The 26,450-nt window shown below is 41.2% G+C and carries 25 protein-coding genes and 3 pseudogenes; 13 read left to right on the top strand and 15 right to left on the bottom strand.

Annotation, left to right across the window (positions count from 1 at the left end):
• Positions 1-106: 106 nt before the first annotated feature.
• Entirely contained in the window at positions 107-652 is a 546-nt protein-coding gene (locus tag FTT84_RS01880; protein WP_067763161.1) for a VTT domain-containing protein, read from the top strand.
• A 55-nt stretch (positions 653-707) separates the two neighbouring features.
• Here FTT84_RS01880 and FTT84_RS01875 read toward each other — a convergent pair whose 3' ends face one another.
• The 4 genes from FTT84_RS01875 to FTT84_RS01860 form a co-directional block, all read right to left on the bottom strand.
• Positions 708-926 (bottom strand): hypothetical protein, encoded by a 219-nt coding sequence (locus tag FTT84_RS01875; protein WP_180057634.1) that lies wholly within the window; start codon positions 924-926, stop codon positions 708-710.
• A gap of 134 nt (positions 927-1,060) precedes the next feature.
• Positions 1,061-1,687 (bottom strand): hypothetical protein, encoded by a 627-nt coding sequence (locus FTT84_RS01870; protein WP_180057631.1) that lies wholly within the window; start codon positions 1,685-1,687, stop codon positions 1,061-1,063.
• Positions 1,688-1,724: 37 nt separating this feature from the next.
• Positions 1,725-2,132 carry a DNA polymerase III subunit chi gene (locus FTT84_RS01865; RefSeq protein ID WP_180057628.1) on the bottom strand — a complete coding sequence of 136 codons (408 nt, stop codon included), beginning with the start codon at positions 2,130-2,132 and terminating at the stop codon, positions 1,725-1,727.
• Complete coding sequence (locus tag FTT84_RS01860) at positions 2,125-3,573, bottom strand: leucyl aminopeptidase (protein ID WP_180057625.1); 1,449 nt, start codon at positions 3,571-3,573, stop codon at positions 2,125-2,127. Before FTT84_RS01860 ends, FTT84_RS01865 begins: the two co-directional genes overlap by 8 nt.
• Positions 3,574-3,732: 159 nt before the next feature.
• On the opposite strand from FTT84_RS01860, the gene lptF reads away from it, so the two are divergent.
• The 4 genes from lptF (at position 3,733) to FTT84_RS01840 (ending at position 8,769) form a co-directional block, all read left to right on the top strand.
• A complete protein-coding gene (gene lptF, locus FTT84_RS01855) occupies positions 3,733-4,833 on the top strand; it encodes an LPS export ABC transporter permease LptF (protein WP_067763151.1) in 1,101 nt (366 codons plus the stop codon).
• Between the two features lie 2 nt (positions 4,834-4,835).
• Positions 4,836-5,906: an LPS export ABC transporter permease LptG gene (gene lptG, locus FTT84_RS01850; RefSeq protein ID WP_180057622.1), complete on the top strand. Its 1,071-nt coding sequence runs from the start codon at positions 4,836-4,838 to the stop codon at positions 5,904-5,906.
• A 122-nt stretch (positions 5,907-6,028) separates the two neighbouring features.
• Complete coding sequence (gene gpmI, locus FTT84_RS01845; RefSeq protein ID WP_180057619.1) at positions 6,029-7,576, top strand: 2,3-bisphosphoglycerate-independent phosphoglycerate mutase; 1,548 nt, start codon at positions 6,029-6,031, stop codon at positions 7,574-7,576.
• Between the two features lie 17 nt (positions 7,577-7,593).
• Positions 7,594-8,769 carry a S41 family peptidase gene (locus FTT84_RS01840; RefSeq protein ID WP_180057616.1) on the top strand — a complete coding sequence of 392 codons (1,176 nt, stop codon included), beginning with the start codon at positions 7,594-7,596 and terminating at the stop codon, positions 8,767-8,769.
• 18 nt (positions 8,770-8,787) lie between these two features.
• Here the strand turns inward: FTT84_RS01840 and FTT84_RS01835 are convergent, their stop codons facing one another.
• Positions 8,788-10,218, bottom strand: a complete 1,431-nt coding sequence (locus tag FTT84_RS01835) for a sigma-54 dependent transcriptional regulator (protein ID WP_067763143.1) — start codon at positions 10,216-10,218, stop codon at positions 8,788-8,790.
• 17 nt (positions 10,219-10,235) lie between these two features.
• Positions 10,236-10,451: pseudogene (locus FTT84_RS01830) on the bottom strand (ATP-binding protein); the annotation flags it as partial.
• A 108-nt stretch (positions 10,452-10,559) separates the two neighbouring features.
• Between FTT84_RS01830 and FTT84_RS01825 the strand changes: the two are divergent.
• Both FTT84_RS01825 and FTT84_RS01820 read left to right on the top strand, forming a co-directional pair.
• Positions 10,560-10,964: a transposase family protein gene (locus FTT84_RS01825; RefSeq protein ID WP_159515935.1), complete on the top strand. Its 405-nt coding sequence runs from the start codon at positions 10,560-10,562 to the stop codon at positions 10,962-10,964.
• A gap of 37 nt (positions 10,965-11,001) precedes the next feature.
• Positions 11,002-11,394: pseudogene (locus tag FTT84_RS01820) on the top strand (transposase family protein); the annotation flags it as partial.
• An 18-nt stretch (positions 11,395-11,412) separates the two neighbouring features.
• Here the strand turns inward: FTT84_RS01820 and FTT84_RS01815 are convergent.
• Together FTT84_RS01815 and FTT84_RS01810 are read right to left on the bottom strand one after the other, a co-directional pair.
• Positions 11,413-12,752: pseudogene (locus FTT84_RS01815) on the bottom strand (histidine kinase dimerization/phospho-acceptor domain-containing protein); the annotation flags it as partial.
• Positions 12,753-12,794: 42 nt separating this feature from the next.
• A complete protein-coding gene (locus FTT84_RS01810; protein WP_067763139.1) occupies positions 12,795-13,430 on the bottom strand; it encodes a response regulator in 636 nt (211 codons plus the stop codon).
• 211 nt (positions 13,431-13,641) lie between these two features.
• Here FTT84_RS01810 and FTT84_RS01805 point away from each other — a divergent pair, with 211 nt between their 5' ends.
• A complete protein-coding gene (locus FTT84_RS01805; RefSeq protein WP_167348720.1) occupies positions 13,642-14,694 on the top strand; it encodes a serine hydrolase in 1,053 nt (350 codons plus the stop codon).
• A gap of 112 nt (positions 14,695-14,806) precedes the next feature.
• Here FTT84_RS01805 and thrC read toward each other — a convergent pair whose 3' ends face one another.
• The 4 genes from thrC to xerD form a co-directional block, all read right to left on the bottom strand.
• On the bottom strand, positions 14,807-15,946 hold the full coding sequence (gene thrC / locus FTT84_RS01800; protein WP_180056187.1) for a threonine synthase: 1,140 nt from the start codon (positions 15,944-15,946) through the stop codon (positions 14,807-14,809).
• A 57-nt stretch (positions 15,947-16,003) separates the two neighbouring features.
• Positions 16,004-17,308 carry a homoserine dehydrogenase gene (locus FTT84_RS01795; RefSeq protein ID WP_067763268.1) on the bottom strand — a complete coding sequence of 435 codons (1,305 nt, stop codon included), beginning with the start codon at positions 17,306-17,308 and terminating at the stop codon, positions 16,004-16,006.
• Positions 17,309-17,438: 130 nt separating this feature from the next.
• Positions 17,439-18,251 (bottom strand): DsbC family protein, encoded by an 813-nt coding sequence (locus FTT84_RS01790; protein ID WP_180056188.1) that lies wholly within the window; start codon positions 18,249-18,251, stop codon positions 17,439-17,441.
• Between the two features lie 96 nt (positions 18,252-18,347).
• Entirely contained in the window at positions 18,348-19,265 is a 918-nt protein-coding gene (xerD, locus tag FTT84_RS01785) for a site-specific tyrosine recombinase XerD (protein WP_180056189.1), read from the bottom strand.
• Positions 19,266-19,438: 173 nt separating this feature from the next.
• On the opposite strand from xerD, the gene FTT84_RS01780 reads away from it, so the two are divergent.
• The 5 genes from FTT84_RS01780 (at position 19,439) to ftsW (ending at position 24,592) form a co-directional block, all read left to right on the top strand.
• Positions 19,439-19,702, top strand: a complete 264-nt coding sequence (locus FTT84_RS01780) for a FeoA family protein (protein WP_180056190.1) — start codon at positions 19,439-19,441, stop codon at positions 19,700-19,702.
• Entirely contained in the window at positions 19,699-21,561 is a 1,863-nt protein-coding gene (locus FTT84_RS01775; RefSeq protein ID WP_067763126.1) for a ferrous iron transporter B, read from the top strand. The genes FTT84_RS01780 and FTT84_RS01775 overlap by 4 nt, the downstream gene beginning before the upstream one ends.
• A gap of 42 nt (positions 21,562-21,603) precedes the next feature.
• A complete protein-coding gene (locus tag FTT84_RS01770) occupies positions 21,604-21,855 on the top strand; it encodes a DUF6587 family protein (protein WP_180056191.1) in 252 nt (83 codons plus the stop codon).
• A 173-nt stretch (positions 21,856-22,028) separates the two neighbouring features.
• Positions 22,029-23,375, top strand: coding sequence for a UDP-N-acetylmuramoyl-L-alanine--D-glutamate ligase (gene murD / locus FTT84_RS01765; RefSeq protein WP_180056192.1), 1,347 nt, complete (start codon positions 22,029-22,031; stop codon positions 23,373-23,375).
• Between the two features lie 20 nt (positions 23,376-23,395).
• Positions 23,396-24,592: a putative lipid II flippase FtsW gene (gene ftsW, locus FTT84_RS01760; RefSeq protein WP_067763122.1), complete on the top strand. Its 1,197-nt coding sequence runs from the start codon at positions 23,396-23,398 to the stop codon at positions 24,590-24,592.
• On the opposite strand, the gene FTT84_RS01755 is transcribed toward ftsW, so the two are convergent.
• The 3 genes from FTT84_RS01755 to dksA all read right to left on the bottom strand — a co-directional run bounded on the left by FTT84_RS01755 (position 24,581) and on the right by dksA (position 26,395).
• Positions 24,581-24,841, bottom strand: coding sequence for a zinc ribbon domain-containing protein (locus FTT84_RS01755; protein ID WP_180056193.1), 261 nt, complete (start codon positions 24,839-24,841; stop codon positions 24,581-24,583). The two genes, ftsW and FTT84_RS01755, sit on opposite strands and share 12 nt — an antisense overlap.
• Positions 24,842-24,932: 91 nt before the next feature.
• Positions 24,933-25,865 carry a tRNA glutamyl-Q(34) synthetase GluQRS gene (gene gluQRS, locus FTT84_RS01750; protein ID WP_180056194.1) on the bottom strand — a complete coding sequence of 311 codons (933 nt, stop codon included), beginning with the start codon at positions 25,863-25,865 and terminating at the stop codon, positions 24,933-24,935.
• Positions 25,866-25,867: 2 nt separating this feature from the next.
• Positions 25,868-26,395 (bottom strand): RNA polymerase-binding protein DksA, encoded by a 528-nt coding sequence (dksA, locus tag FTT84_RS01745; RefSeq protein WP_067763116.1) that lies wholly within the window; start codon positions 26,393-26,395, stop codon positions 25,868-25,870.
• Between the last annotated feature and the right edge of the window lie 55 nt (positions 26,396-26,450).

The raw sequence follows: 26,450 nt of genomic DNA, 5'->3' as shown, positions 1-26,450 counted from the left end.
AGAAACGAAAACCAAACAGTCTGATTGAAAAATTAGACTGTTTTTTTATTTTTGGTGATAATGTGTCGCGGTATTTAAAATACGATGAATAATCAGACAGGTGACAATGATTGATTTTTTGCTGAATCTAGAGCAGTGGTTGCCATTGTTGCTGGAAAATTATGGTGTGTGGATCTATGCCATTTTATTCCTAGTGATATTCGCTGAAACAGGTTCAGTGTTCATGTTTTTTCTGCCGGGAGATAGTCTACTTCTTGCGATTGGTGCATTGTGTTCAACCACCGATGTCATTCATTTGCACACCATGGGCATTATGCTATTTGTTGCATCGGTACTCGGTTATAGCGTGAATTACTATACGGGTAGCGTGTTGGGCATTAAATATTTTAATAAGCATACGCGCTACTTTAAGCCTGAATATATGGTGAAAACCAATAAATATTTTATGAAGCATGGCGGAAAGACCATTTTAGTGGCGCGCTTTGTTCCTTTTGTTCGTTCATTTGCACCGTTTGCAGCAGGTTCAGCGCATATGAACTTAGCAAGTTTTATGTTTTATAACGTATTGGGCGGTTTTATCTGGATTGGATTACTCTTAGGAATTGGATTTTTCTTAGGTCATACTGTGTCTGCAGTTGCTGATTTGGTCTAAATTAAAGTTAATAAATAAAAAAAGCCCAAGTAGGGCTTTTTTTATTGCGTAGTTATTAGTGTTTGGTCACAGTCACGATATCAAGTGGATGGGTGAGTGCTGTTTGAACTGGTAGATTGATAGAAAATTGACCTTTTTCAGATTCACGACTTAAGTACACGGAAATACTGTGAAAATCTGAATGACTCAGCCATAAATCTTTAGCACTAATCTTCCAAGTTTCGCCTACAGCTAAAGCGGATATCTTCTGATTAATCTGTTGGATAATGTCCATGTTTCAGTCCCGTCTGGATGCATGATTATTTTGTTCCCCAAAGTCGATGCCCGCTTCAGGGATATGAACATCATGTTGCAGAAAGATGTCAATTTGATGACAGCTTAGTCAAGGACTGAAAATATGGAGTTCACTTATTCAGTGCTTTGTGTAGAAAAACTTGAATTTTCTAAGATATATTCAATTTCTTCTTGGGCAGCGACTTTTAATTTTTCACGGAAGTCGCGCACGGCTTGTTCAATCTGCGTTTCAGCTTCGAGTTCTAAACGCACCCGTACACTTTCGAGTTCAGACAGGATTTGTCCTTCGCTCACAGAAAGGTGTTGTGATAAACCGGCTAAACCTGTTTCAGGGTTTTTGTGGTAGCGCGAAGCATAGTGCTGTACGTCACGATCTAAATTGACTTGCATCATGGCCAAGGCTTGGGTTTGTGCAGCGAAACGAACTTCTTCATCACGTTTCAGTTGTTCTGCATAAGCCTGTTCAGCCGCACGTTTTTCTTCCAATGCTTTTTCTAAGGCCAATTGTTTACGAATGCGAGCATCTTCAATCAATTGTGCTTTCAGGTCTGCATAAGCAGTTTCAATTTTTTCAAATGAAACTTTCTGCTGCTGTTGATCGTGCGTCAACCACTGTTGAATATCTGTGCTGGGATTCAACACATCGCAAATGCGACCGAGGTCATCAATAAAGGTCTGGCGTACAGCTTCAGGCACATTTAACCAACGCTGTTTAAATTCGGGACCTACATTTAATGCCATGGTGCATCTCCTTGTTCTAGCGGTATCGCATTTCGAATTAAAGTTTATGGGTGTTTGGTTGCACGCCTAATTTTCGATAATGCTTATACTTTTCACGGCCAATGATTTTGGCAGCTTCGTTATTTTCAATAATTTCGATAATGTGACTAAAACTTGCGAACTGTTCAAGTGCTTGATCGTTAAAATTAAACACAATCCAATCCGATTGTTCAGGCAGCTGCGCGGATATACACACGGTTGCATCAACTTGGTCGATACCATGTGGAATGAAGCCTGTGGGATCAAAACTCCACAGGCGTTCATCTAATTGTTGCTGCAAGTCTGCATCAGCACAGTACAACCAAATACGTTCAGGTTGACGCAGAATCTTACGGCATAAACGACAAGCACTTTCGACTTGTCGTTCAGGACTTTTTTCAAATAAATAAAAGCTAACTCTAGCCATTCGCTTGTGCACGATTCGCTAAGAATTGCATCAATAAGGGTACTGGACGACCCGTTGCGCCTTTATTTGCACCTGAATTCCATGCTGTACCGGCAATATCTAAATGCGCCCAACGGTATTCACGTGTGAAGCGCTGTAAGAAACATGCAGCAGTTACTGAGCCTGCTTTAGGACCACCAATGTTTGCGATATCTGCAAATGGAGAGTCCAATTGTTCTTGGTAATCTTCAATCACAGGCATGCGCCATACACGGTCAAAACTGTGTTGACCGGCAGCAGTTAACTCTGCAGCAAGTTCATCATCTGGTGTGAACATCCCTGTCAGCACTGATCCAAGCGCTACCACGCATGCACCTGTTAAGGTTGCAATATCAATAACGAGGGCAGGGTTAAAACGTTTAACATAAGTCAACGTGTCACACAGCACTAAACGACCTTCGGCATCAGTATTTAGAATTTCAACCGTTTGACCGCTCATCGTAGTTACAATATCACCCGGACGTGTTGCATGACCTGAAGGCATGTTTTCGGCAGCAGCAATTGCACCGACAACATGAATCGGTAATTTTGCTTCACAGAGTGCGCGAATGGTACCCAACACAGATGCTGAACCACACATGTCGTATTTCATTTCGTCCATGCCAGCGCCTGGTTTTAATGAAATACCGCCTGTATCAAAAGTTACACCTTTACCAACCAATACAACTGGTGCTTCTTCGCGGTTCGATAAATATTCAATAGTGATAATGCGGCCTGGACGGTCTGAACCTTTGCTGACAGCAAGGAATGCACCCATACCTAAGTCAGCCATTTGCTGTTCATCAAGTACGGTCACTTTTAGTTGCTCTGGGAACTCTGCTGCCAATGCTAGAGCTTGTTCAGCTAGATATTCAGGGAAACAAATATTGCCCGGACGGTTACCTAGATCACGTGTATAGCTTTGACCTAATTGAACTGCTTCAATTAAATCTAACTGTGCTGTGCTGAGTGATGTTTTAGCGGCAATTAAATCAATTTGTGTTAAAGCAAATTCATTTTTCTTTGATTTGTATTCATCAAAGGCATATGCAGCTTGAGTTAAGCTGAGTGCAAACAAGTAATGTTGCTCTTGCGGTAATGCAGAGATGTCTACACTAATATGCTGGAATTTTTTTTGTGATGCTTTAATAATGGTTTGTGCAATTTTTGCAAGTTTATTTACTTGTAATTCAGATACTTTGCCTAGACCCAAAAGTGCACTATTACGACAAGCGGCAACGCTACCGACCAGTGCTAAACTTTCATTTAAAGCAGCTTTAAATTGTGTTGCTTCAATATGGCTATCTAAATCATTGATTTGATAAGTAGTTGCTGCATTTTGAACGTGCTCAGAATCTACTAAAATCAACAAATATTGGCTGGCAGCATTCGGTTGGACAGATGTATTTATAGCAAGTTTCATGTGCGGTATTCATGCCTTTTTAAATTTATAAACCATTAAACCATTGAAACATTTATCTGAATAGAGTTTCAATGCGTAACAAGGGTATAGGTTTTATATTTTTAACATTCGGGTAAACTATCGCTAGTTTTTATTTGCCCTATTTTTGGAAGAATTGAATTGATTATTCGGCGTTATCTGGTCAAGCAAGTGGTGTCAACATCACTCGTCGTGATTTCCTTACTGACCTTGATCATGATGGGTGGCCGTTTGATCAAGTACTTTGGGGTTGCGGCTCAGGGTCGCTTAGATGCAAGTATTTTATTTAGCATCATTGGTTATCGTTTGCCTGAATTCTTAACTTTGATTCTTCCATTGGGTTTCTTTATTGGTTTGATGCTGGTGTTTGGTCGTTTGTACGTTGACCATGAAATGGCAGTATTGAATAGTAGTGGTGTGAGTCGCAATCGATTAGCACGTTTATTGGTGCCGATGGCTGTGGTATTTATGGCGGTTCAAGCCTTCTTAATGTTATGGGCATCACCATGGGGCATCCGTCAATACGAAGCGTTGACTACTTCGCAAGCAGTCCGTACAGGCTTTGACCTCGTACGTCCCAAAGAGTTTATTTCTTCTGGCCCCTATACCATCTATGCAGGTGATTTATCTGAAGATCGTAAAAATCTCAAAGATATTTTCTTCTATCAACGCGCAGAAAAAGATGGTAAGCCAGATGTGATTATCTTGGCGAAAGAAGCTACGCGTGTTGAAGTACCGGATGATAATGCTAATGTGGTGGATTTGGTTGAAGGACGTCGTTATGAAATCTATCCAGGTCAACCACGTTATACACAAGCAGAATTTCAAAGTTATCGTTTACGTTTAGAAAATGATAAAGAAGCGAAATTTGAAAGTACTGAAGTTGAAGCATTAGCGACGACTAAACTTTGGGAAAATCGCCATGACCCTGTCGTTGCAAGTGAATTGGGTTGGCGTATCTTTGTACCGTTTACCATTATTGTGGCATTGATGTTGGCAACGGCATTGTCTGAAGTGAGCCCGCGTCAAGGCCGTTACTTAAAATTATTCCCAGCTTTATTGATCTTCGCCAGCCTAATTGTGGCTTTAATGGCGATTAAAACTCGTATCAGTAAAGATGAAATGGGTATTGCTGCTTATCCACTTGTTTTGGTGATTTATGCAATCGCGGCAGCACTGTTTTCGCGTAAACAAAAGTTGGCACCCAAGATTAAGAAACAAATTCAGCGAGTGAGGTCTTAACAATGTTGGCACGTCGTATAGTTGCAAAACATGTGACCAAAACCACTGCTTTAGCCATGTTAGGTGCGACAGCAGTCTTGGCTGGTTTACAGGTGCTATTTACCTATTTAGGTGAATTGGGCTCATTGAAAGAAGGCTACAATGCATGGAATGCTTTGCAATATGTGTTGTGGAACTCACCAAATTATTTATATGAAATATTACCCATATCCGCTTTGATTGGTGCGGTTTTAGGTCTAGGAACTTTAGCGTCTAACAGTGAATTGATTGTCATGCGTTCTGTGGGCATTAGTCTGTGGCGTATTGTAGGTTGGGTGATTCGCTCAGCGTTAATTCTGGTGGTACTGTCTTTTGCTTTAAGTGAGTGGGTTATTCCACATACCAATGAGCAAGCAAAAAGTGTCAAGAGTCATCGCACTGCGGCTGAATTGGGTGAGGTAAAAGGCTATTGGTCTCGTGAAGGGCAGCGTTTTATTTACATTGATTATGCTAATTCGCAAGGTCAGATCAAAGATGTACAAGTGGTCGATTTTGATGATAACTATCGTCTACGTGGGACCTTGGATGCAGATCAGGGGAACTTCATTAAAGATGGGGCTTGGACACTGCAAAATGCAATTCAAATGGATATGCTAAATACGGGTGATGCAGTAACAAAACAAAATGCAGAGCAGCCTTTATCTTTGGCTTTACAGCCGAAATATGTACATATGGTGACGATCGATCCTGAAGATTTGTCTCCTAGTCAATTGGTCAGCTTCATGAGCTATATGAACGAGTACAGCCAAGTGCCTAAAACCTACCAATTGGCCTTTTGGCAAAAATTCGGTTCACCATTTGCATTGATTGCCTTGGTGGTGATTGCCTGTTCATTTATTTTTGGGCCATTACGTCAACAATCGATGGGTTTTCGCCTGGTCATTGCATTGTTTGCTGGGCTTGGCTTCTTCTACCTTCAAGATTTCCTCGGCTATGCAAGTTTGGTGTATTCGCCATCTCCAGCATGGTTCGTTTTTGTACCGATTATTCTCATGTTTGCAGTAGGTGGTTATCTGCTGCATCGTGCCCGCTAAGTCGGCACAACATTGGGTAAAACAATGCTGCTGACCAAGATTAACTATGGTCGCAACATAGAGTCTTCACCGAAAGTTCGGTAAGATATGATGATTAATTTATAAACGAAAGAGTATTCATTATGACGGATGCAACTGCTGGCAAAATCCCACACGTATTGGTAATTATGGATGGTGTGGGTCATCGCGAAGCGGTCGAAGATAATGCTTTTTTAGCAGCGAAGCGACCAAACTTAACAGCAATGCAAGAAAAACATCCGCATGGATTAATCTCAGGTTCTGGTGAAGACGTTGGTCTTCCAGATGGACAAATGGGTAACTCAGAAGTAGGCCACATGAACCTTGGCGCAGGTCGTGTACTGTATCAAGACTTCACTCGTATTACCAAAGACATTCGTACAGGTGCTTTCTTTGAACAAGAAGTATTAGTCGATGCTGTTGAAAAAGCCAAAGCTGCCAATGGTGCAGTGCATATCATGGGCTTATTGTCTGAAGGCGGTGTTCATTCACATGAAGATCATATCGTCGCTATGGCTGAGCTTGCTTTGAAACGTGGCGCGAAAGTTTATCTACATGCTTTCCTTGATGGTCGTGATACACCACCAAAAAGTGCTCAGCCTTCATTAGAAAAATTAGATGCATTATTTGCGCAATATCCAGGTCAAGGTCGTATTGCGACAATGATTGGTCGCTACTTTGCAATGGACCGTGACAATCGTTGGGACCGTGTAGAACAAGCGTATCGTCTACTGACTGAAGGCGAAGCTGCACGTACAGCACAAACTGCTGTTGAAGGTTTAGAGTTGGCTTATGCAGCAGATGAGAAAGATGAATTTGTAACCGCAACACGTATTGGTGAACTTGCAAAAATTCAAGATGGCGACAGTGTTGTCTTCATGAATTTCCGCGCTGACCGTGCACGCGAAATTACCAAAGCTTTTGTGGAAAAAGACTTTGCGGGCTTTGAGCGTAAAGTTGTTCCAAACTTGTCTAAATTTGTGATGTTGACACGTTATCAAGCAACGATTGATGCGCCTGTGGCATACATGCCAGAAGAATTACACAACTCAATTGGTGAATATCTATCTAACTTGGGTAAAACACAATTACGTATTGCTGAAACTGAAAAATATGCACATGTGACATTTTTCTTCAGTGGTGGTCGTGAAGATGAATATCCGGGTGAAAAACGTATTTTAATTCCATCACCAAGTGTTGCAACTTATGACCTAAAACCGGAAATGAGTGCTTATGAAGTGACGGATGAGTTGGTTGCAGCAATTAACTCAGGTGAATTTGATCTATTGGTTGTGAACTTTGCTAATGGTGATATGGTCGGCCATACAGGTGTGTTTGATGCTGCAGTTAAGGCGGTTGAAGCGGTGGATACGTGCTTAGGTCGAGTATACGAAGCGGTGATGGCAAATAAAGGTCACATGTTGGTTACAGCCGATCACGGTAATGTTGAACAAATGCAAGATTACCAAAGTGGTCAGGTGCATACTCAACATACTACTGAACTTGTTCCGTTCATTTATGTTGGTCCTACTTCAGCAACGATTGCAGAAGGCGGTGTATTAGCAGACGTTGCACCAACGCTATTAACGTTGATGAATGTTCCTGTCCCTGCAGAAATGCAAGGTCGCAATTTAATTACACTGGATGCTTAATTAGCAAAGGATTGGGAATGGCTAGAGCACATTGGACGTCTATTGTAAGCGCTACAGCACTACTGCTGTGCTCAAGTCATTTCGCATGGGGAGCCGACAAAGCAAAGTCGACTTTCGATGAGTTTGATGGAAGTTATGAACAAAGCTATGCCGAAGTACCTGTTGAATCGATTCAACAGTTTGTGCAAATTTATGGCGTGGTTAAAGAAAATTATTTAGTTGAAAAAAATGACGATGCTTTATTTCAGCAAGCCATACAGGGCTTGGTGGGAGGGCTAGACCGTTATTCGCGTTATCTTTCTGCTGAAGACTATAAACAACTATTGCAATATACCGAAGGTGATTTGGCGAGTGTAGATTTTAGTTTGCGCTACGATAATCCCTTACAACAGTGGGTCATTTATAATTTAAAAGCTGATGCTGACTCTGCGAAGCAAGGGCTAAAAAATGGCTTAGCTGTATTTAAAATAGATGATCAAGAACTCAAAAAACTTAATCAAGATCAAGTTCGACATTTGCTCGCCGGTGCAATTGGCTCGACTTTAAATTTGCAATTACTCACTTTGAATCAGCCACTGAATATTGTGCGTAATACCAAAATTGAAACGGATATCGAATCCAAACTCTTGAGTAATCAAGTTTTGGTGTTGAGTGTGCATGTTTTTCAGCAAGACACCGCCAATGAGATTAAACGCTTGATTGAAAGTCATGGGCCGCGTGTAAAAGCAGTATTGTTTGATTTAAGAAATAACCCTGGTGGTTTGCTTTCTGCAGCTGTAGAAAGTGCCGATTTATTTTTAAACCAAGGCATTATTGTTTCGACTAGAAGTCGTTCGGAAGGTGACCAAGAGTTTCAGGCACTCCCGAGTTTTGAGTTTCAAAATTTAAAAGTAGGGATTTTAATTAATAACCGTTCTGCATCAGCGGCTGAAGTATTTACTGCGGCAATGAAAGAGCATAAACGTGCTTGGGTGGCGGGTGAAAAAAGTTATGGCAAAGGTGTGGTACAAAAACTTTTTCCACTAAATAACGGTGCAGCGCTGCAAATGACCGTCTCTCAATATTTAACGCCTAATGGCAAAATGATTGAGGGTATTGGCGTACAGCCTGATTTTAATTACCCACTACAACATGACGCGCGTGACGACAATTATGTCGAGCATGTTGCAGATTTATTATTAACCCAAAAATAAAAAAGAATAAGCCGAGGCTTATTCTTCATCTTCGGTATCCAAACCAAATTTTTTCAAGCGGTAACGTAAAGAGCGAAATGACATTCCCAGTTTTTTTGCTGCCAAAGTACGATTCCAATGGGTTAAATTCAGCGCATTGAGTAATATGTCTTTCTCAATATTTTCCAAATAAAGCTCTAAGCCTTCTTCTGGTAATTTTTTAGGCAAGGCTGTGATATCCGCTGAACCTTGTGATGATACATTGGACTCAGGGTTATTTAGGGCCGAGGTATTTAAGGCACTGTTAGGATGGCGTAATGGTGCACTCTGCAAATGTTGTAAATCAATCTGCTCGTCATCACATAAAGTCATGGCGCGTTCAATAATATTGCGCAGTTCACGAACATTACCTGGATAATATTGACTCAATAAAAAATGCTGAGCGCGAGGGGTTAAGGCTTTTGCTGCAATTTCCCATTCATTGCTAATTTTTTGAATAAAATATTTTGCCAATAATAAAATGTCATCACCACGTTCTCTAAGTGCGGGTAGGGCTAAATCCATGACATGAATGCGGAAATATAGATCCTGACGGAAGCGGCCTTGTTGCACTAAAGCATCTAGGTCTTGATGACTGGCACTGATCACACGGAAATCCACATCGATTTCACAGTCTGAACCTACAGGGCGAATCCGCTTTTCTTGTACAGCACGCAATAATTTGACCTGCATGGACAAAGGCAATTCGGCAATTTCATCTAAAAATAAGCTACCGCCATGAGCAGATTGGATCAGACCTTGTTTGTCTTGGATCGCACCACTAAAGCTGCCTTTTTTATGTCCAAAAAGTTCACTTTCCATTAATTCAGATGGAATTGCACCACAGTTAATGGCAATAAATGGTCCTTCATTACGATTACTGAGACGATGTACTAGATTCGCTACCACTTCTTTGCCTGTACCTGATTCACCGGTAATAAATACTGGTGCTTGTGAACGAGCTAATTTTTTAAGCGTGGTACGTAGTTGTTGAATGGGTAAAGACTGCCCAATCAACATTTTATGTTCAAGACTGTCTTGTTGCGGTTGATTAGAATTAACCGGTTTATTGAGTGCTTTTTGCAACAATTGTTCTAAATGTTTGGTATTGACTGGTTTACTGACAAAGTCAAATGCGCCTGCCTTTAACGCTGCAATGGCAATTTCCATGTTGCCATAGGCAGTCAGTACTGCAACGGGCAGGTTTGGACAGTGTTCATTGATCCAATCCAAAAGCTGCAGCCCATTGCCATCGGGAAGGTTAAGGTCAGTTAAACAGGCATCATACACATGGTTAGATAGTGCTTTTTTTGCATCTTCAATGCGATGAGCAATATGTGTATTGACTCCCATCCGTGACAATGACATTTGCATGAGGGTACATAAATCTTCCTCATCATCGACTAATAATACCAGTGGTTGAGAATCCACATTTCACCCCAAAAAAATTAAAGAACAGCTTGTTGACTGACAATCCTAAAACACGCTCCCTGTTTTTGTTCTACATAGGAAAGCTGCGCTTGGTTCGCTTCACAGAAGCTATGTGCCAAATATAATCCTAAACCAGTTCCAGTAATTTCGGTACTAAAAAATGGTTGAAACAGTTGTGCTTGGTCTTGTGTTGCCACGCCTTGACCAAAATCACGGACATCAATTTGTACTTTTTTGAGTTCGGAACGTACATTAGACTTCCGTCATAAATCAAAAAACGTACAATTTATTTGATCTTAAATTAATCAGCAAAATTATTTAATTCAAGAGATAATCCTTGGATGAAATTCAAAGATATTCAAAAATTATCAGACGTTAAGTTTCGTAGGCTTACCGGTGTTAGTTGGGCTACATTTAACCTCATGTTGGCCGAGCTAAATAAGCAGTTACCTCGTCATATTGGTAAAGGACGACCGCATAAATTACCGTTGGAAGATCGTTTGCTCTTATGTATAGAATATTGGAGAGAATATCGAACATTTTTCCATCTTGGTATGAGTTACGGTGTATCTGAAACGAGTGCAATTCGTATCACACGTGTTATTGAAGATACCTTAATCCGTTCTGGAAAATTTAACTTGCCAAAACAACTTCCTAATCGAGATGAAGTGGATTGGGAAGTTGTTGTGATTGATGCAACTGAAATATTAGTTCAACGTCCAAAAAAAACAGAAGAAATGGTATAGCGGTAAAAAAAAGCGACATACCTTTAAATTTCAATTATCTATGCACTATACAACAGGTGAAATACTGAGTGTATGTGGAAGTCATGGAAGCATGCATGATTTTCAAATATTTAAAAAAAGCATGAGGAAATTAAAATTTAAGCCCTTTTTTATCGTTGATAAGGGGTATTTAGGGATAAAGAAATTGGGTTTTGGATGCCTCATGCCATCTAAAGCAAAGAAAACTGAAAAACTAGATTCTGAATTAAAAAAGTTAAATAGAGAGATTGGTCGTAGACGAATTCAAGTAGAGCATGTATTTGGAAGGATGAAATGTTTTAAGATTTTATCTTGTGTATATAGAAATCGTCGTAAAAGATTAAACCTGCGGTTTAATTTACTTGCTGGCATATACAATTTAGATTGGGTGAAAGATAAACAATTAAATTGATTGAAAAATGATTTATGAAGGAAGTCTATTGATTTCAATATAAGGGTGTGTTGGATCATTATGCCGAATGGCATTACGCACTAAATTAATTAAGATTTGGCGAAGCTGGGCTTCATCAAATCGAATACTGAGTTCAGGCTGGATATTCAAACGAATTTGATTTTGAATATCAGATAGATCTTCTTGAATAAATAATGGAATAAATTGTTCTAATTTCAGTACTGCTGGATGTGTTTCTTTGTTACGCACCATGTTTAGCGTATCTTGAATAATACGATCAATTCGTACGGTTTGACGTGAAATCATGCCGCTGAGCATTTTTTGTTGTTCAGTATCACTGCCGGGTAATAAATCATTCGCATGTACAATTGCGGCTAAAGGGTTGCGGATTTCATGGGCAATACTGGCAGAAAGTTGCCCGAGTGCAGCCAGTTTTAATTGTTGAACCTGTTGGTTAAGTTTCTGTGCATCTTCTAGAACCAATAAGGTTAGAACTTGATGTGGTGCAATTAATTTTTGTACTACGACTTGAATGTGATAACGGCTTTGTTGGGATTGGAATTGAAATTTTTCACCACTTTTTAATTCTTCGAATTTAAGTAATTCAAATAAGTCAGGTTGTGTGGTGTAAAGCGGATATTTATCGCTGTGGTATGAGGTTGGCATCCCGAGTAGGTAACAGGCAGCAGGGTTACTCAATACCACATGGCAATTTTCATCGAGGACTAAATAGCCTGTATCAATCTGCTCCAAGATATAGCGGTTAATATTTTGCAGGCGATGTAATTCGAGAGATTGTGAAAATTTAAATTTTCCATCAACTGGAAGCGGCGAACAGCGACTTGTGCACTGCCGTACACTACGCAAAATAAAAAGGCCAATATGGCGCTATTGGTTAAATTTTTAAGTGACGTAAATTCAAGAATTGAACCTAAAAATAGCTGATAGACCACACAGATCACGGCAACTAAGGTCACAATCAGGGCTTTTTTAGCATCTAGTAGTAAAGAGGCAGCAAAAATGGTGATCACAAATAACAAGCTAAGGTGCAGGTTGGGCCCATCTGTTGCTAAGGTCAAAAGACTTAAGGAAATGACATCGACCACAAACAACATAAGCAGTTGATTGGCAATGTAGACTTTTAAGGTCTTGAGCGACATAAACTGAATACTAGTAAGTACTAAGTATGCAGTTAAGACATAAAGATAAAGCCGTGGATAGGCATATTCGGCATTGAGCTGAGGGTAAGTCAGTAAAAAAACCAGCAGCAAACAAGCACTGATGATAAAGCGATATGCGCTGTACCAAAGCCCCAAATGATACTGGTTCAATTCAGTATGAATTGAACGCTCTGTCATGAAATTAACTACGTGTTATTAGAATGTACGTGTGAGTAGCAATTAAGGTTTGATTAAACCGTAGCGGATAGCCAAGTGAGTGAGTTTGACATCACTATCAATATTCAGTTTTTCAAAAATACGATAACGATATGTATTGACGGTTTTTACACTGACAAAAAGTTTGTCTGAAATTTCCTGTGCACTGATACAGTTGACCACCATCATCGCCACTTGCATTTCACGTTCCGACAAAGCATCAAAAGGGGATTGCTGGGTATCGGATAAATATGAACTAGCCAATTGCTCTGCAATATCGGCACTAAAGTATTTCCCACCTTGCATTACTTTATTTATGGCACGAACCATCTCAGTAACTGGAGCACCTTTGGTGATATAGCCTTTTGCACCCGCTTTTAATAATAATGAAGGGTAGGGTTCTTCCGCTAAGCCGCTCACCGCAACGACTTTGGTTTCAGGTGCTGTTTGTAATAAACGACGCGTGGTTTCTACACCGCCAATGCCAGGCATGTTGACATCTAACAGAACAACATTCGGATGATGTTGACGCACCAAAGTGATGGCATCTTCACCAGATTCAGCTTGTCCAATGACTTGTACTTCAGTGTGGTCTTCGAGCATACGGCAAATACCGGTACGTACCAATTCGTGGTCATCCACCACTAAAACTGTGATCACCTATACTCTCCCTTCAATATAAAACTGTTTTTTTGTTACATAAAGCAAAATAAGCTTGCAATGAAACGACAAAATTAGCAATGCTATTCTTATATGTAATGAAAAACTTCATCCACAATATGTGAGCAAAATATGTTCTTGATTGTGGTAAATGTACGGCATATTGTGGGTAATACGCAAATGTTTAGCATCTTGAGTTGAGTGAGTAATGGTGAAGAAAACAAATAAGTTCCTAATGCACATGTTAGGCATGTCAATTGTATTGGGTATGAGCAGCATCAGCTCTGCTGAAATTGTCATGAATAATGCTGCAAGTCAGCAGTCTAGCCTGAGTTGGTCTTCGGAAGATGCCGAGCAACTTTTAAATGGTGATGTGTCTTCGAGTATTGATGAGCCATCTCCTCAGGGATCAACAAAAGTTACGACATCCGTCCGTAGTAGTAACGGTGTGGTAGCACAATCTGCGCCTTCAAAAACGGTGCGTATTGTTGATACTAATCAATATGCTGGTCAGCCATCAGTTAATGCGCGTGCTGCATTGGTCATGGATGGTCAAACAGGTGAAGTGCTTTACAGTAAAAATAGCAATACGGCACTTCCAATTGCGTCAATTACCAAATTAATGACGGCTGTTGTCATTTCTGACGCACGCTTGAACATGTCTGAGAAAATTACACTACAACAAGCGGATTTTTCTTGCTCTGGTTGTAAAAGTTCGAGTTCAACTTTACGTGCTGGTGACAGCATGAATCGTGCAGAAGCACTGTTATTTGCTTTAATGAAGTCTGAAAATCCAGCTGCATCTGCATTAGCAAGAACCTTCCCAGGTGGCCGTTCTGCCTTTATTTCTGCAATGAATGCGAAAGCACGGTCATTGGGGATGAACTCGACACATTATATGGAATCAACTGGTTTGCATCCTGGCAATGTCGCTTCGGCACGTGATTTAGGTATTTTAGTGAATACTGCATCTCAATATGGCTTGATTCGTCAGTTCTCAACAACACCAAGTTATGACTTTAATTTGGGTTATCGTGTATTAAAATCTAATAATACCAATGCTTTAGTGCGTAATGGTGGTTGGAATATCAATATTTCTAAAACTGGATTTATTAATGAAGCTGGGCGCTGTGTGGTGATGCATACCACTTTAAATAACCGCCCAGCAGTTGTGGTGCTATTGGGAGCAGATTCTTCTGCTGCACGTACTAGTGATGCAACACGTTTAATGAATTGGGCAAGCCAGCTACCAAAACGTATCTAACATGACTTAAGTTTCATAGCAGGATTTGGATTTACTCAACGTCTAAATCTTGTAGTGAAACAAAGCAAATAAAAAGCCCTGCATTTGCAGGGCTTTTTATTTCAATCAAATATTACATATTTGAAAGAATAGAATCACGAACTTGATCCAATGTTGCATCAATTGATAGCATTACTGCATCAGAACATTGTTTGATTGCAGTATCAGGGTCTTTCAAACCATTACCTGTCACAGTACATACAATCACAGAACCTTCAGTAATTTTACCTGCTTTGATATCACGGATTGCACCACCAACAGACGCTGCAGAAGCAGGCTCAACAAATACACCTTCGTACATCGAAAGTAGACGTTGTGCTTCTAAGATTTCAGCATCAGTTAGTTCATCGAACCAACCTTTTGAATCACGTACAACAGCTTTTGCGTGGTTCCAGCTTTGTGGATTACCAATACGGATTGCAGTTGCTACAGTCTCAGGATTTTCAACTGGTGCGCCACGTAAGAACGGTGCAGCACCAGAAGCTTGGTAACCCGCCATGATCGGCAAGCCAGCAGGTTTTGGACCAGTAAAGGCATCAGTTGCAGGGTCATAAACCACTTGCTCAAATTCTTCTTTTGATTGGTTCGCAACTGCTTCGGTATACCCCATCCAGTGAGCAGTGATGTTACCTGCGTTACCTACTGGTAAGCAGTGGTAGTCTGGTGCACGGCCCAATTCATCCACGATTTCGTAAGCAATGGTTTTTTGACCTTGCAAACGGTACGGGTTAATTGAGTTTACAATCGTTACCGGTGCTTTATCTGCAATTTCTTTCACGAGGCGCATACCATCGTCAAAGTTACCGCGAATTTGCATCGTGATCGCACCATACATCATCGCTTGCGCCATTTTACCCATTGCAATTTTGCCTTCAGGGATTAAAACGAACGCTTTCATACCTGCACGTGCAGCATAAGCTGCTGCAGCAGCTGAAGTGTTACCAGTAGATGCACAGATAATGGCTTTAGAGCCTTCTTCAGCAGCTTTTGTTACTGCCATGGTCATACCACGGTCTTTAAATGAACCAGTCGGGTTTAAGCCCTCGTACTTCACATAAATTTCAACATTTTTGCCAATAATGCGCGGAATATTCGCAAGCTTAATCAGTGGGGTATTACCTTCGCCTAAAGAGATTGCTTTAGTGGTGGCAGACACTGGTAAACGGTCGCGATAGCGGTCAACTAAACCAGTATAACGATTGGCATTCGACATGATGATGTTCCAATTGTGTGTAGAGCTTGGCAAGGGGAGAGTGTCCCCTTGACCCGATTAATTATCAAGCGATTCTAAACGAATTCGTACAATTTCGCCATGAATGACGGGCAATGCTTGAATTTGTTGAAGGGCTTCATCCATTTTTGATTCTTTAACTGGATCAGTCAGAATCACGATAGGAATAAGGTCTTTTAAGCGTGGCTGTTGCATGATGGCATCAATACTGATTCCCGCACGGCTTAAAATAGTCGTCACATCAGCAAGAACGCCTGTTTGATCTTCAGCATTAATGCGGATGTAGTATCCAGTGGTCATTTCTTCACGTGGAAGAATGGTCAAATCACTTAAGCTTTCAAAAGCTAATTGCGGAATTGTACCTGAACCATCTTCGGTATAAGAAATGTCACGAACAATATCAACAACGTCAGCAACGACAGCAGATGCTGTTGGTCCAGCACCAGCACCAGCACCGTAATACAGCGTTGGACCAACTGCATTGGCCTGTACTAGTACGGCATTTTTCACACCATTAACATTAGCAATCAGTTGTTCTTCTGGAATCAATGTTGGGTGAACACGAAGCTCAATTCCTGTTGCGGCACGACGAGCAATACCTAGATGCTTAATACGGAAGCCAAGGTCTTCTGCATATTTTACATCTTGTGCTGTGACTTTGCTGATGCCTTCAGTGAACACCTTGTCAAACTGCAATGGAATACCAAATGCAATCGAAGCCAGCAATGTAAGTTTGTGAGCTGCGTCGATGCCTTCAACATCAAAAGTCGGGTCAGCTTCGGCATAACCGAGTTCCTGTGCTTCTTTCAGCACATCGGCAAAGGCACGACCTTTTTCACGCATTTCAGTCAAAATGAAGTTGCCTGTGCCGTTGATGATGCCAGCTAGCCAATCAATTTTGTTTGCAGCCAAACCTTCACGCATGACTTTAATAATTGGAATACCACCAGCAACAGCTGCTTCATAGGCAATTTGTACGTGATGATCATCAGCCAATTTGAACAATTCATTACCGTGTTCAGCTAAAAGTGCTTTGTTGGCAGTCACCACTTGTTTGCCATGAATAATCGCTTCGCGAATCACTTCATAGGCAGGGTGGATGCCACCCATGACTTCAACCACAACATCAACGTCAGGTTGACGAACAATATCTAATAAATCAGCACTTTGTTTTACAGAAGCAGGAAGATCTAAATCAGGACGAGGGCGACGCGTGCCCACATGGGTAATTTCAATTTCACGACCGGTGCGACGTTTAATCTCAGCAGCATTTTCTTTTAGTAGTTTAAGGGCACCACCACCCACAGTACCAAGACCGAGGATTGCCAGACGAACTGGTTTCACGTCACACTCCATTTAATTCATCAATTTCTTAAGTGAGTTTAGATCATAGCTAAAAAAACGCTTGGACTCTAGGGTAGAAATAACTTTATTCCCACCCATAAAAAACATTCATTTAGCCTATAAAAATTAGTTATTTAAGTGCGCTTTCTAGTTCCGCTGCAGACATGTAAGCACCGATATGAACACCTTCAGCATTGTAGATTGCTGGTGTGCCATTTACCCCAATATTTAGCCCCATTTCATACATGCTACGCACAGGGTTTTTGCATGAAGCAGGTGCAATTTGTTGACCAGCAATCGCTTGATCAAATGCAGCATGGCGGTCTTTGCTACACCAAATTGCTTCCATCATTGGCATGTGTTGTTCGCCACGAGGCCAAGCGATGTAACGTACTTCAATACCACGGGCATTGATATCATCCATTTGCTCATGCAATTTGTGGCAATACGGACAGCTCACATCGGTGAATACATAAACCACATGTTTAGTTTTACCTTTGGCTTTATAAACCAGTAAATCTTCAGATTTTAAGTTGTCGAATAATTTTTTATTGGTTTCAGCTTGTAAGTTGTCACCGACATTAAAAAGTTTTTTATCACCTAAACGAACCAAGTCACCTTGGAAGATGTATTTGCCATCGGCTGTGGCATATACCGCAGGCATACCTTCGAAGCTTACCCAAAAAATATTAGGAACTTCTGTAGCTTTCACGCCGATTACTTTGGCATTGATATTGGCTTTTTGAATATTTGACTGCAATGTGTCGATGAGACGTTGTTGAGCATTACGTTCAGACAAGGTTGATGCTTCACCAGTCGCTGGTGTGCTCGCCGTTAATGTTGAGTCTTTCTTTTCGTCGTTATTTGAGTTGGAGCAAGCCATAAGTGCCATGCTTGCAGCAAGTGTAGATGCGAGAAAAAATTTTGAACGGGTAAATAACATAAACAACCCTTTTCTTTTAGCTATATCAAACAGGTGAGTAAGCATAGCAAAAAATAAAGGGCGCGATAGAACTTCTTGGTCTGATATTTACAGCCGTTAAGCTCTTGGATGGAAACTTGCGTGAAGTTGTTGCATGCGAACTTGTGCTACATGGGTATAAATTTGCGTGGTCGATAAATCGCTATGGCCCAGCAGCATTTGTACTACACGCAGATCAGCGCCATGATTCAGCAGATGGGTTGCAAAAGCATGTCTAAGTGTATGTGGTGAGAGTTCAGTTTGTACACCGGCTTGTAAGGCATAACGTTTGATAGCGTACCAAAAATTTTGTCGGCTCATCATACCGCCATGTTGGGTGAGGAAAAGGGCATCGGTTGAACTTTTATATAACTGTGGTCGCGCTTGGGCCAAATATTTTTCCACCCAGTCACAAGCGACTTGACCTAAAGGGACGAGACGTTCTTTATTTCCTTTACCAGTAATACGTAAATAGCCTTGTTTTAGATTAATCAATTCCAAACGTAAATTGAGTAGCTCACTGACACGTAATCCGCATGCATATAAGACTTCAAGCATCGCGCGATCACGTAAGCCAAGTGCGCTGTTGATATCGGGTGCATTAATTAATGCTTCAACATCAGCTTCAGATAAATCTTTGGGCAGGGCACGACCCAGTTTAGGTGTTTTATGTGTTGCAACTGGATTGTCGCTGCGCAATTTTTGTTCACGTAGAAATTTAAAGAATGAACGTAGTGCAGAAAGTGAACGAGCGATAGATCTTGGACTTTTTCCCTGTTTTGTGAGGTTCAACAGCACATCGGCTACATCATCACTGCTCCAGTCTGTCATGCTGTGGTGATGACACTCACTGCATTGAATTAAATCAGATAAATAGGCATTTCTAGTGTGTGGGCTGACTGTCTGAGCCACCAAATAATCACGATATCCTTGTAAGAAACTTAAATTTTCTGGAATGGTTACAGGGGCAGGGATACGTGGTTTTTTATTTAACATGTAAAGCTCATTTGGGTGAATTAAACCAATAAATCACAAGGGTTTAATGCAATGTAATTTAAATTTTCTATACTGTCGATCTTTGAAAGCGAAATGCGAATTGAAATCGAATCCGATTTGTTAATTATTCTCATTTGTTTGTATAATGTTCAAAATTTTTTAGGGTTAGTTGCGTGCGATTATCTGATTTGAAAGTGAAACAAAGCGCGGTCATTCATAAGGTACATCGTAACCAGAATGGCAACGGATCTCATACTGATATGGTGGCGAGCCGTTTGGAAACATTAGGTTTTGTTCCCGGAACCAAGGTACAGGTGATTACCAAAGGTATTTTTGGTGGTGATCCTATTTTAATTCAGGTCGGGTTTACCCGTTTCGCACTCCGTAAGATAGAAGCTGAAAAAGTGGAAATAGCAATGGAAGGGGCATCGGTATGAGTGATGCTTTACGTATTGCCCTTGTTGGTAATCCAAACTGTGGTAAAACCTCATTATTTAACCATTTAACTGGTACACGTCAAAAAGTTGCCAACTATGCAGGGGTAACGGTTGAGCGTAAAGTGGGGCAATTTACTTTACCTTCGGGCAAAGCTGTCCGTGTTTTGGACTTGCCAGGTACATATAGTTTAGACGCCACCAGTCCGGATGAAGAAATTACCCGTGATGTGGTGCAAGGTAAAATTGCAGAAGAAGGTCATCAAGACGCATTTCTATGTGTAGTCGATGCGACCAACTTGAAATTGCACCTCGGTTTGGTCATGGAGATGATTGAGCTTGGTCGTCCTGTTTTACTTGTGCTGAACATGATGGATGAAGCACGTCGTCGTGGCATGCAAATTAATACGCAGAAATTATCGCAACGTTTGGGTATTCCTGTTGTGGAAACGGTTGCTGTGCGTAATGCAGGCATCGAAAACCTGATGGGCGCTTTAGATGCACAAACCTACCGAACACCTAATGTTGAACTGAGTGACATTAATCTGTCAGGCAGCAACCATGAAAAAATCGAACAAATTTTAAAAGATGTCGTCGTGTTTGTTGAACACGAAGACAAACGTTCTGACTTCCTCGATAAAATTTTCTTACATCCTGTGTTGGGTCTAATCAGCCTTGCAGTGATGATGTTTATTATTTTCCAAGCGGTATTTGCTTGGGCTGCGCCATTCATGGATGGAATTGAAACCTTCTTTGGCTGGCTAGGCGAAGTGGTGGGTGAGCATATTGCCCATCCATTGCTGAATAGTTTGGTGGTAGACGGGATTATTGCTGGTGCGGGTGGTGTTGTGGTGTTCTTGCCGCAAATTATTATCCTATTCTTCTTCATTTTAGTGCTTGAAGAATCAGGCTATTTACCACGTGCGGCATTCTTGCTTGATAAGTTGATGTTTAAAGCAGGTTTAAGTGGCCGTGCTTTCATTCCATTACTTTCAAGTTTTGCCTGTGCCATTCCGGGCATTATGGCAACGCGTAGTATTAGTGATCCACGCGATCGTTTAACCACAATTTTGGTTGCACCATTAATGACGTGTTCAGCACGTTTACCCGTGTATGCGTTATTAATTTCAGCATTCATTCCAGAACAAACAGTTTGGGGTGTCTTGAATCTACAAGGGCTTGTGCTGTTTGGCCTGTATATGGCTGGTATTGTGAGCGCATTGGCAGTTGCTACTGTAATTAAAATCTTCCAAAAAGATAAATCGCAACATGCTTTATTGATGGAATTACCAAGTTACCGTTTCCCTGACTTGAAGAGTGTTTGGATTGGTTTATTAGACCGTGCCAAAATCTTCTTAAAACGTGTGGGTGGCATCATCTTCGCGTTGTCTATTTTGCTTTGGTTCTTATGTACTTTCCCACAACCACCAGAAGGTGCGACCTTACCTGACATTGATTATTCATTGGCGGGGATGTTGGGTCATTTAATGCAACCAATCTTTGCACCATTAGGCTTTAACTGGCAGATTTGTATTGCATTGATTCCTGCAATGGCTGCACGTGAAGTTGTGGTTGCTGCACTAGGAACGGTATATGCCTTGTCTGCAACAGATGAAGATGCAATGTCGCAAGGCTTAGCAAGCTTAATCAGTAGTGATGGTTCATTAGGTTGGTCATTGGCAACGGGCTTGTCATTGTTAGTGTGGTTTATTTATGCACCGCATTGTTTGGCAACGCTCGCAACAGTAAAACGTGAAACGGGTTCAATGAAAACAGTTGGGTTCATGACCATCTATTTATTTGGTCTGGCTTATCTGATGTCATTCCTGACGTATCAAATTGCTTCACATTACTTTGGATAATTCAATTTGGGCATGTGGCCTAAATTGTCAGAGGAGATTGAAATGATTGAAATTCTAATAGTCGCTGCTCTCGTGATTTGGAGTGCTGTCGTGGTGTTTAAGAAAGTATTTCCTAAAACATCGAACTCAGTTTTCAACTCCTTGTCCTTATGGTGTGAACGCCAAGGTTGGCATGCACTGGCAAAACGTTTGAAGCCTAAAATGGCGATCGGTTGCGCCGGTGGATGTGGTTGCTCAGAATCTGAGGAACCTGTAGCTAAAAAAGTTGAAGTACAAGCTGTGAAGTGGAAATAATCCTGCGTTGAACTGCTCGTACTAGATTGTTTAAAAACCGTCATTTTAATGGCGGTTTTTTTACGAGCGGACACAAAAAAAATGTGAGAAAGTGAAAACATAAAAAGCATTCAAAACAGCAAAGTGCTAACATTTTGTCAGTTTTAAAAACCGACCAAAATAATGGGGCAGAAATGTTAATACAGCGTGGTGGATTGAAGGTTGTTGCCGGATTGGGTATCTCTGGTGTTGCCGCAGTTAATTTTTTACATAGCCATGGCTACCGCGTTGCAGTCACCGATTCACGAGCAAATCCGCCGGGTCATGATCAGATTCCAAGCGATGTACAAACGAGTTTTGGTCAGCTTGACCAAGAATTATTGCTCCAAGCAGAAGAAATTATTATTAGCCCCGGACTTGATCCTAAACTGCCAGAAATTCAAGCAGCTGTAGCAGCGAATATTCCTGTTGTTTCAGAAATTCAAATTTTACGTCGCGCTACAGACAAGCCCATTGTGGCCATTACAGGTTCAAATGCCAAAAGTACCGTAACCACTTTATTTGGTCTTATGGCTGCAGATGCTGGTAAAAAAGTAGCGGTCGGTGGCAACTTAGGTCGTCCTGCACTGGACTTAACCAAAGACGATCCTGAACTTTATGTGCTTGAATTATCGAGTTTTCAATTAGAAACCACTTCAAATTTAGCGGCTGAAGTTGCTGTTGTATTGAATATGAGTGAAGATCATCTTGATCGCCACGGCGATATGATGGGTTACCACACAGCGAAACATCGTATTTTCCAAGCCGTGAAAAAAGTGGTGTATAACCGTGATGACTCTTTAACTCGTCCCTTGGTTCCAGATGCAACCCCAATGCAAAGTTTTGGTTTAAATGCACCTGATATGAATCAGTTTGGTATTTTAAAAGATCAAGACGGTACGATTTGGTTGGCACGTGGACGTGAGCGTTTACTAAAAAGTGCAGATATGTACATTCAAGGTACGCATAATGTGGCGAATGCCTTAGCATGTCTTGCTTTAGGTGAGGCGATAGGTTTACCACTTGAAAGCATGTTAGACACCTTAAAAACCTTTAAAGGTTTAGAGCACCGCTGTGAATTTGTTAAAGAATTACATGGTGTTCGTTATTATAACGACTCTAAAGGTACAAATATTGGCGCAACACTTGCCGCTATTGATGGTCTCGGTGCTGCAATTGAAGCCAAAGGCGGTAAAGTGGCGATTATTTTAGGTGGTCAAGGTAAAGGGCAGGACTTTACAGCATTGCGTGATGCGCTTTCAAAATATGCCAAAGTTGCTGTTTTGATTGGTGAGGATCGTCCTATTATTGAAAATGCGATTTTAGATACAACGACTTTAATTCACGCTGAAAGTTTGCAGCAAGCGGTTGAGTTATGTCAGCAAAATTCTATTGAAAATGACGTGGTGTTACTTTCACCTGCATGTGCAAGTTTTGATATGTTTAAAGGTTATAGTGAGCGTGGACACCAATTTGTTGATTGTGTGAATGCACTCGTTTAAAAAACGATAAGGAAAGTTGTATGGCTGGGTTAGCTCAGACGACCATAAATAGAATAAATGAAGTTGTAGAACGTTGGATTCCTCGGCTACCTGCCGAGGTCAACGTACGCAATGTTTTAATCTTTTGTGTCTTGGCATTGTTATGTATTGGTTCAATCATGGTGGCATCCGCGTCGATGCCGTATGCAGAACGGATGCATGAAAATGCTTTCCATTACATCACGCGACACGGCATTTCAATTGCCGCCGCAGCTGCAGCAGCTTACATTGCCTACAAAGTGCCGTTAAATGTATGGTTTAACAATACCTTTTTCTTGTGGATTGTGACCATCGTACTGCTGGCGGCAGTTTTGGCAGTCGGTACGGAGGTAAATGGTTCGAAACGTTGGATTCGTATTGCCGGTTTTACCTTACAGGCATCCGAAGTCGCCAAGGTGATGATGGCCATTTTTACTGCTGATTATGTGGTTCGACGTGCAGAAGAAGTGCGTAATAACATTAAAGGTCTGGTGCGTCTTGCGATTATTATGGCTGCAACAGTTGGCCTAGTCATGGCTGAACCCGATTTGGGTGCCACCGTGGTGATTGCATTAACCATGCTTGGCGTGTTCTTCCTTGCAGGTGCGCCATTGATTCAGTTCGCGATTGCTTTTGGTGCCATCATCATGGCTTTTGTGTTCTTGATTTTATTCGAACCTTACCGTTTAGAACGTTTGATGTCATTCTCTAATCCATGGAATGATCCATTGGGAGCGGGCTATCAGTTATCCAATGCCTTAATGGCGTTTGGTCGCGGTGAATGGGTTGGCGTTGGTTTAGGTCACAGTATCCAAAAAATGTCTTATTTACCTGAGGCACATACGGACTTTATGTTGGCTGTATTGGGTGAAGAATTTGGTTTTTTAGGAATTTTTACCGTATTAACATTGTCATTTGTGATGTTGGTGAGCTGTATTCGTATTGGTCATCGAGCGCTACGCCATCAATACTTACGTGCAGGTTATTTGGCCTATGGCATCAGTATTATTTTCTTATTACAAATCTTGGTGAATGCTGGGATGAATATGGGGATGTTGCCAACCAAAGGTTTGACCTTACCATTTATTAGTTATGGTGGTTCATCACTGATTATCTGTGCGGTCATGGTCAGTCTTATTTTGAAAATCGATGCGACCACGAAAGAAGTGAATCCAAGTAAAGAAGAATCAAGCTTCTAAGTTGGAATTGCGTTGTGGATCAGGCTTTGAATGTTCAAGGACTTGAGCGGGCATTTCTGTTCCACAATGCAAACATTTTACAAAGCTGGCCTTAGCTTTAGACAGTGGAATGAGTGGAATAAAAAATAAAGAAAAGTAATTTCGTTGCTGTTTTAGCTCGTAACTACTTCGGTTGCGGCACACAGGGCAATTGAATTGGCTTTTTTCAATGACTTTGGTTTTTGGCCCCAATCCAAATATAAAAAACATTGCACACTCCAATAACACTTAATGATATAGCCATTAAAGCATATTTCTGGTTTGAAGCTATATATTAGAATGCAGGCCAAATAGTATGCGTTTATTGATACATCTGTGGCAGTTCCATGCAATGCGGGATCTTGTCGACGCTCCATTGTGCAATGGCTTGTTTGAGCATGATGTGTGGCATATCTAAGTCGACAGGTGCTTGGTGTAAGGCTTGCAGTGCCTGTTGTAACAGTTGAGGTGCTTGTTTGAGATCTAAGGCCTGCGCCATGTTTTGCTTAGACAGTTTTTGCCCTTGATCATTCATGGCTAAAGGCAAATGCATATATTCTAATCGTGGATAATTTAGTTTTTGCCCCAACCAAATTTGACGTTCCGTATTATCTAAAAGGTCCGCGCCACGAACCACATGGGTCATCCCTTGCAGAAAATCATCGACAACCACTGCAAGCTGATAATTAATAATGCCATCACGACGTTTCAGGACAAAATCACCTAAATCATGTAAAAGATTCGAGCAATGTTGGCCTTGCAAACGATCGTTGAAACAAATGGTTTGATCATCAATTTTGATGCGAATGGCTTGATCGATCAAAGGAAGCTTAAGCTCGCGACAAGTTCCTTGATAGATATGATTAGAGCCGAGCACTTTACGTGTGCATTGACAGGCATACACCAGGTCTTGAGCATGTAATTGCTCAATCACTTGCTCATAGATATCGAGGCGATCTTTCTGAAATATGATTTCGGCATCTGGTTCAAACTGAAAGGCATCAATTGAACGTAAGATATGTTCTTCACTGCCGGGAGAAATGCGGGGAATATCGGTGTCTTCAATTCGGACAACCCAACGGCCATCCTGAGCGCGGGCATCGCAGTAACTGGCGACAGCAGTAATTAAGGAACCAAAATGCAAAGGGCCGGTTGGCGATGGTGCAAACCGACCTGAGTAGCGAGTCAGCGAAACATCGTTTCCCTTCTGCGCAAAAGCCAAGCTGAGCTTGGCTGAGGAATCATCAACAGTCACAATTAACCGTTATTTTGCTTCTCTTTGATCTCTGCAAGTGTTTTGCAGTCGATACATAAAGTCGCTGTTGGACGCGCCTCTAAACGACGTAAACCGATTTCGATACCACAAGTTTCGCAGAAACCGTAGTCATCATTTTTGATCGCTTCAATTGATTGTTCAATTTTACGAATCAATTTACGTTCACGGTCACGGGTACGAAGTTCAATCGCAAATTCTTCTTCTTGCGTAGCACGGTCGTTTACGTCAGGAAGTGCAGTATTTTCATCCTGCATGGTATTGAGTGTACGATCAACTTCAGACATCAACTCAGCTTTCCAAGCCAACAGAATTTGGCGGAAATGCTCAAGCTGACCTTCAGACATGTATTCTTCATTTTTTTTAGGCTGATAAGGCTCAATACCAAATAAGCTAGCAGTAGAACCACCTTCAGTCGCCTTTGGCTTTGTTTTGCGCACGCGTTTCGTAGACTTCTCATCTACTACATCAGTTTGTTCGTCTAAGACTTGATTTTGGTTGTCATTCGCCATATAGGGCATTCCTCATCATATGCATATATCTATACGCAAAAAATATGGTGATATG

It is taken from the genome of Acinetobacter sp. YH01019 (genome assembly GCF_013420285.1).
Classification (GTDB): domain Bacteria; phylum Pseudomonadota; class Gammaproteobacteria; order Pseudomonadales; family Moraxellaceae; genus Acinetobacter; species Acinetobacter gandensis.
Note: the sequence above shows the minus strand (reverse complement) of the source record. Positions and strands in the feature narration are given on the sequence as shown.

Coding starts and splice junctions, on each gene's coding strand:
- FTT84_RS01880 (WP_067763161.1), top strand. CDS start 107: ATGATTGATTTTTTGCTGAATCTAGAGCAGTGGTTGCCATTGTTGCTG.
- FTT84_RS01875 (WP_180057634.1), bottom strand. CDS start 926: ATGGACATTATCCAACAGATTAATCAGAAGATATCCGCTTTAGCTGTA.
- FTT84_RS01870 (WP_180057631.1), bottom strand. CDS start 1,687: ATGGCATTAAATGTAGGTCCCGAATTTAAACAGCGTTGGTTAAATGTG.
- FTT84_RS01865 (WP_180057628.1), bottom strand. CDS start 2,132: ATGGCTAGAGTTAGCTTTTATTTATTTGAAAAAAGTCCTGAACGACAA.
- FTT84_RS01860 (WP_180057625.1), bottom strand. CDS start 3,573: ATGAAACTTGCTATAAATACATCTGTCCAACCGAATGCTGCCAGCCAA.
- lptG (WP_180057622.1), top strand. CDS start 4,836: ATGTTGGCACGTCGTATAGTTGCAAAACATGTGACCAAAACCACTGCT.
- gpmI (WP_180057619.1), top strand. CDS start 6,029: ATGACGGATGCAACTGCTGGCAAAATCCCACACGTATTGGTAATTATG.
- FTT84_RS01840 (WP_180057616.1), top strand. CDS start 7,594: ATGGCTAGAGCACATTGGACGTCTATTGTAAGCGCTACAGCACTACTG.
- FTT84_RS01825 (WP_159515935.1), top strand. CDS start 10,560: ATGAAATTCAAAGATATTCAAAAATTATCAGACGTTAAGTTTCGTAGG.
- thrC (WP_180056187.1), bottom strand. CDS start 15,946: ATGTCGAATGCCAATCGTTATACTGGTTTAGTTGACCGCTATCGCGAC.
- FTT84_RS01790 (WP_180056188.1), bottom strand. CDS start 18,251: ATGTTATTTACCCGTTCAAAATTTTTTCTCGCATCTACACTTGCTGCA.
- xerD (WP_180056189.1), bottom strand. CDS start 19,265: ATGTTAAATAAAAAACCACGTATCCCTGCCCCTGTAACCATTCCAGAA.
- FTT84_RS01775 (WP_067763126.1), top strand. CDS start 19,699: ATGAGTGATGCTTTACGTATTGCCCTTGTTGGTAATCCAAACTGTGGT.
- FTT84_RS01770 (WP_180056191.1), top strand. CDS start 21,604: ATGATTGAAATTCTAATAGTCGCTGCTCTCGTGATTTGGAGTGCTGTC.
- murD (WP_180056192.1), top strand. CDS start 22,029: ATGTTAATACAGCGTGGTGGATTGAAGGTTGTTGCCGGATTGGGTATC.
- ftsW (WP_067763122.1), top strand. CDS start 23,396: ATGGCTGGGTTAGCTCAGACGACCATAAATAGAATAAATGAAGTTGTA.
- FTT84_RS01755 (WP_180056193.1), bottom strand. CDS start 24,841: ATGTTTTTTATATTTGGATTGGGGCCAAAAACCAAAGTCATTGAAAAA.
- dksA (WP_067763116.1), bottom strand. CDS start 26,395: ATGGCGAATGACAACCAAAATCAAGTCTTAGACGAACAAACTGATGTA.